4 protein-coding genes and 1 pseudogene are annotated in these 5648 nt (G+C 53.5%); 3 read left to right on the forward strand and 2 right to left on the reverse strand.

The features are described 5' to 3' along the window. Positions 1 to 366 (reverse strand): glutamine synthetase beta-grasp domain-containing protein (locus M0974_RS17380; protein ID WP_297839273.1); only part of this gene is annotated, 366 nt, incomplete at its 3' end. A gap of 334 nt (positions 367 to 700) precedes the next feature. On the opposite strand from M0974_RS17380, the pseudogene thiI reads away from it, so the two are divergent. Both thiI and typA read left to right on the forward strand, forming a co-directional pair. Continuing rightward, positions 701 to 2154: pseudogene (thiI, locus tag M0974_RS17385) on the forward strand (tRNA uracil 4-sulfurtransferase ThiI). A gap of 142 nt (positions 2155 to 2296) precedes the next feature. Next, positions 2297 to 4117: a translational GTPase TypA gene (typA, locus tag M0974_RS17390; protein WP_297839277.1), complete on the forward strand. Its 1821-nt coding sequence runs from the start codon at positions 2297 to 2299 to the stop codon at positions 4115 to 4117. Between the two features lie 208 nt (positions 4118 to 4325). On the opposite strand, the gene M0974_RS17395 is transcribed toward typA, so the two are convergent. Further along, positions 4326 to 4760 carry a YkgJ family cysteine cluster protein gene (locus tag M0974_RS17395; RefSeq protein WP_297839279.1) on the reverse strand — a complete coding sequence of 145 codons (435 nt, stop codon included), beginning with the start codon at positions 4758 to 4760 and terminating at the stop codon, positions 4326 to 4328. A gap of 162 nt (positions 4761 to 4922) precedes the next feature. On the opposite strand from M0974_RS17395, the gene M0974_RS17400 reads away from it, so the two are divergent. Continuing rightward, positions 4923 to 5486: a phosphonate degradation HD-domain oxygenase gene (locus tag M0974_RS17400; RefSeq protein ID WP_297839281.1), complete on the forward strand. Its 564-nt coding sequence runs from the start codon at positions 4923 to 4925 to the stop codon at positions 5484 to 5486. Positions 5487 to 5648 lie beyond the last annotated feature (162 nt).

A 5648-nucleotide genomic window follows, 5' to 3' on the forward strand; every position in this document is an offset into this window, starting at 1 on the left:
GTCGCCGATGCCAGTGGACTTCAGGTATTCCTCGGCACGGTGAGCGATGGCGCGTGGGTCGCGGTCATAGCCTTGCATGGTCGAAGGTTCAATGATGTCGCAAACCAGGATAATGGTTGGGTCTTCGGTGAACGGGTCAAGCACGGCGGTGCTGTCGTCCGGCATCAGGATCATGTCCGACGCTTCGATGCCTTTCCAGCCCGCAATGGAGGAGCCATCAAACATCTTGCCGATTTCAAAGAAATCTTCTTCTAGCGCATCGCGAGCCGGCATGGTCACGTGGTGCTGAATGCCTTTGGTATCCGTGAAGCGCAGATCAATCCATTTGACGTCATGATCTTTTATGAGTTGAACCGACTTCGACATAGTGTCCTCCGGGTGGCTTCGGGCCAGGGTAATGGTTTTGGCCCTTTGAATTTGGGTGATGCCGGGCGCGAATATCTGCCAAGGCAACCTGCCTCACAAGGGAGCAAATTGCATGCCAGTGCCCTGAGATGGGTTTTTCGCTGGAAAATCGCGCTCTCCGCGCATTAAAGCTGATATTTGAAACAATTGGTGCACTAATATGATGCTCTAATTTGGGGCGCTGTTCTATTTTGGTGCGTCAGATGTAACGCTCACAATAACTGGTTAAACCTTGAGCAATTTCCGCTATAATTCCGCCCCCTCTTTTTCGGCTGGCACCTCGCGCGCTGTTTACATGAAACTAATCGTAAAAGTCTTCCCAGAGATCACTATCAAAAGCCGGCCGGTGCGCAAGCAATTCATCCGCCAGTTGGCCAAAAACATCCGTACCGTGCTCCGTGATTTGGACCCGGCATTGGTGGTGGGCGGCGTGTGGGACAACCTTGAGGTAGAGACCAAGGTCAGCGAGCCGAAAGCCCTGCTGGAAATGACCGAGCGCCTGAGCTGCATGCCGGGCATCGCGCATTTCCTGCAGGTTGCAGAATATCCACTGGGCGATATGGACGACATTCTCGCCAAGTGTAAAAAACATTTCGGCGATTTGTTGGTCGGCAAAGTATTTTCGGTACGTTGCAAACGTGCCGGCCGACATACATTCAGCTCCATGGATGTCGAGAAATACGTGGGTAGCCAGCTTCGCCAGCAGTGCGGGGCTGCCGGAATTTCCTTGAAAGCACCTGAAATCGAAGTGCGCATGGAAATTCGCGACCAACGGCTATTTGTTATTCACAGTCAGCACAACAGCATCGGCGGTTATCCGTTGGGCGCCCTTGAACAGACCCTGGTATTGATGTCTGGCGGTTTCGATTCAACGGTGGCGGCCTACCAGATCATGCGCCGCGGGCTTATGAGCCATTTTTGCTTCTTCAATCTTGGCGGCCGCGCCCATGAATTGGGGGTGATGGAAGTCGCTCATTTCTTGTGGAAGAAGTACGGCAGCTCGCAAAGGGTGCTGTTTGTCAGCGTCCCTTTCGAAGAAGTTCTGGGAGAAATTCTCGAGAAAGTCGATAACAGTCATATGGGCGTGGTTTTGAAGCGTATGATGTTGCGCGCTGCGTCTTCTATTGCTGATCGGCTCGAAATCGACGTGCTGGTCACCGGTGAAGCGATTTCTCAGGTTGCCAGTCAAACGCTGCCGAACCTGTCACTCATCGATGCTGCGACTGACAAGCTGGTACTGCGCCCGCTGATCGCCTTCATAAGCAAGACATCATCGATCAGGCTAACGAGATCGGGACTGCCGATTTCGCCAAGCACATGCCTGAATATTGCGGGGTGATCTCGATCAACCCCAAGACCAACGCCAAGCGCAACCGCGTTGAGTACGAAGAACAACAGTTCGACATGGCAATTCTTGAGCGAGCGCTTGAGCGCGCCAAGCTGGTGACGATTGATCGAGTAATCGACGAGCTGAGCCAAAGTGTCGAAATAGAAGAAGTCAGTCAAGCACTGGCCGGTCAGGTCGTTATCGACATCCGTCACCCGGATGCTCAGGAAGACCAGCCGCTGGAATTGCCTGGAATTGAGATACAGACGCTGCCGTTCTATGCACTGAACAGCCGTTTCAAGGAACTGGATTACACGCGCCAGTACCTGTTGTATTGCGACAAAGGCGTCATGAGTCGCCTGCATGCTCATCATTTGCTCAGTGAGGGGCATGCCAATGTGCGCGTTTATCGACCGAGCTAAGTGCCCGGGGCTGTTTGCCTGTGGCTTGCGTCACCGGCCCCCCGACGCCAGTCGTCTAGCCGTAACGGCTTAAGGCCGACTCTACTGTTAATAGCTGCCTACACTTAGTCAGCTGACCGAATCCTCTGATCGAGATACACAAGTGATCGAAAATCTACGCAACATCGCCATCATTGCTCACGTTGACCATGGTAAAACCACCCTGGTAGACAAACTCTTGCGTCAATCCGGCACCCTGGAACGCAACGAGCTCAACGACGAGCGCGTGATGGACTCCAACGACCAGGAGAAAGAACGCGGTATTACCATTCTCGCGAAAAACACCGCGATCAACTGGAATGGCTACCACATCAACATCGTGGACACCCCAGGCCACGCCGACTTCGGCGGCGAAGTTGAACGTGTGATGTCGATGGTCGACTCCGTTCTGCTGTTGGTTGATGCTCAAGACGGCCCTATGCCGCAAACCCGTTTCGTGACCAAGAAGGCTTTCGAAGCCGGCCTGCGTCCAATCGTGGTCATCAACAAGGTTGACCGTCCAGGCGCTCGTCCGGACTGGGTTCTGGATCAAATCTTCGACCTGTTCGACAACCTGGGTGCTACTGAAGAGCAACTGGACTTTAAAGTCATCTACGCCTCTGCGTTGAACGGTATTGCCGGTCTCGACTACAACGAGATGGCTGAAGACATGACGCCGTTGTACCAGGCTGTTGTTGACCACGTTCCAGCACCACAAGTTGACCGTGACGGTCCGTTCCAGATGCAAATCTCGGCACTGGACTACACCAGCTTCCTGGGCGTCATCGGTGTTGGCCGTATCGCTCGTGGTCGCGTCAAGCCGAACACCCAGGTTGTTGCGATCGACGCTGATGGCAAGCGCCGCAACGGCCGTATTCTGAAACTGATGGGTCACCACGGTCTGCACCGTGTTGACGTTGAAGAAGCAGCTGCCGGCGACATCGTCTGCATCAGCGGCTTCGACCAGCTGTTCATCTCCGACACTCTGTGCGACCCACTGAATGTTGAAGCGATGAAGCCGCTGACCGTTGACGAACCAACCGTTTCGATGACCTTCCAGGTAAACGATTCGCCTTTCTGCGGTAAAGAAGGCAAGTTCGTCACCAGCCGTAACATCAAGGAACGTCTGGACAAAGAATTGCTGTTTAACGTTGCTCTGCGCGTTGAAGAAGGCGACTCTGCTGACAAGTTCAAAGTATCCGGCCGTGGCGAGTTGCACCTCTCGGTACTGATCGAAACCATGCGTCGCGAAGGCTTCGAAATGGGTGTTGGTCGTCCGGAAGTTATCATTCGTATGGTTGACGGCGTTAAGCACGAACCGTACGAAAACGTCACCATCGATCTGCCAGAAGATTCCCAGGGCGCGATCATGGAACAGATCGGTATCCGTAAAGGCGACCTGACCAACATGGTTCCGGATGGCAAGGGCCGTGTTCGCCTTGAATACAACATCCCTGCTCGTGGCTTGATCGGTTTCCGTAACGAATTCCTGACCCTGACTTCAGGCGCAGGCATTCTGACCAGCATCTTCGACCGTTACGACGTGATGAAGTCGGGCGACATGTCCGGCCGTCAGAACGGCGTTCTGGTATCGGTTGCTACCGGTAAGGCTTTGACCTACTCGCTGGAAACTCTGCAAGCGCGTGGCAAGCTGTTCCTGGGTCATGGCGAAGACGTGTACGAAGGCCAAATCGTCGGCATCAACAGCCGCGACAACGACCTGGGCGTTAACCCAACCAAAGGCAAGAAGCTCGACAACATGCGTGCTTCCGGTAAAGACGAAACCATCGCTCTGGTTCCGCCTATCCGTTTCACTCTGGAACAAGCGCTGGAATTCGTTCAAGAAGACGAACTCTGCGAAGTGACTCCAAAGTCGATCCGCCTGCGTAAGAAAATTCTTGGCGAAAGCGAGCGCACCCGCGCTGCCAAGAAAAGCGGCAACTGATTTTAAGTAGCTGTTAAAAAAACGCCCCCGACAGCGATGTCGGGGGCGTTTTTGTTTGTATGGCAGGAACTCGGCGATAGATTGGGGCAATTCACGGATAACTATGGGACCGAATTCATTCGGGAATCGGTTTCACATCCGCAAAATATTTATCTGATCCGACGCTTTCCCGAATGAATTCGGTCCCACCGCTACTCGATGAGCCTGATTAAAAAATATACAGCGTATTGTCTACCGGTTTGCGCTCAGGGGTCTTCGGCACATAGGCGCAATAACCAGGCCGAGGCCCAATTTTAGGGTGATTGCGGCAAGTATCTGGGCGTTTTTCGTAAATCGTGCACAACCGACTTTTACGGTCCAGGTACAGACAATCGTTGTTGCTCATGCGCTGCAACGTGAAAATCCCGAGCTTCTGGTTATAGCGCTCGACGATTCCGTCTTTTTGCAGGCGTTTAGCGATGTTCTTCGGCGGATCGCCACGCTCGAACTCGTCCACCAAGCCGATGCGGATCAAATCCTTGATCTTCACTTCCACCGGCAACGTACAACAGCTGGAAATGCAGCCGCCACACATGGTGCTGGAATATTTGGCCCAGGTATCGATTCGGTCGATTTCTGCGGCGGCGATCAGAGTGGGTTTCATGTGTTCACATTTTCGGGTGTATCGGGCGCGCGATGATACCGGTGCTTGGGGAAATCGCGTAAGCAAAAATTAAATGACCGACTGTCGGCGGTCTTTTCAACGTGTCATCAGGCCTTAGTATTGGCTCGGCAGGATGGTGTTCTTTAAGTATCGAGAGTGGACATGCACAGGCCCGAACAAGTCGTCGCGGACGTTTTTTCCTTATATCAGCAGCATGGTGATACCGAATACATTGGCGAGCCTGTTTCGCAAATCGAGCACATGTCCCAATCGGCGCAGCTGGCCATGGCCGAAAACTTCGACGATGAAGTGGTGCTTGCGGCGTTCTTTCATGACATCGGGCATATCTGCGCGCAGGACTCACAAACGCTTAACATGGGCGGGTTTGGCGTCATGAGCCACGAGCGTGTTGGCGCTGATTACCTGCGCAAATGTGGATTCAGCGAGCGCGTGGCGAAATTAGTGGAGTACCACGTCCAGGCCAAACGCTACCTGACCCTCAAGCAGCCGGGTTATTACGAGCAACTGAGCAACGCCAGCCGCCGAACCCTGGAGTATCAGGGCGGTGTGATGAGCGTTGAAGAGGCTGCAACATTCGAGCAAGACCCACTGAGCAGCATCAGCTTGCGCATGCGCCAATGGGATGAATGGGCCAAAGAGATTCAAGTCCCGGTGATGGACCTGGAGCTGCTTAAAAGCAAAGCGTTGAAGTTGTTGAGTAATTGAAATCCTGTGGGTCCGAATTTATTTGGGAATGACGCGATGCGGTTCCACTGATGTACCGAGTCGCCTGCTTCCCGAACAAGTTCGCTCCCACCAAGATTTCGGCAAGGCGCCGAATTGGGTGTGGTCAATCCGATCTGGTGGGAGCGAACTTGTTCGCGAAGA

It is taken from the genome of Pseudomonas sp., from assembly GCF_026224925.1.
Taxonomy (GTDB): Bacteria; Pseudomonadota; Gammaproteobacteria; order Pseudomonadales; family Pseudomonadaceae; genus Aquipseudomonas.

Bases quoted from the DNA above. Each gene is read 5' to 3' on its own strand.
- M0974_RS17395 (WP_297839279.1), bottom strand. From the start codon at position 4,760: ATGAAACCCACTCTGATCGCCGCCGCAGAAATCGACCGAATCGATACC.
- M0974_RS17400 (WP_297839281.1), top strand. From the start codon at position 4,923: ATGCACAGGCCCGAACAAGTCGTCGCGGACGTTTTTTCCTTATATCAG.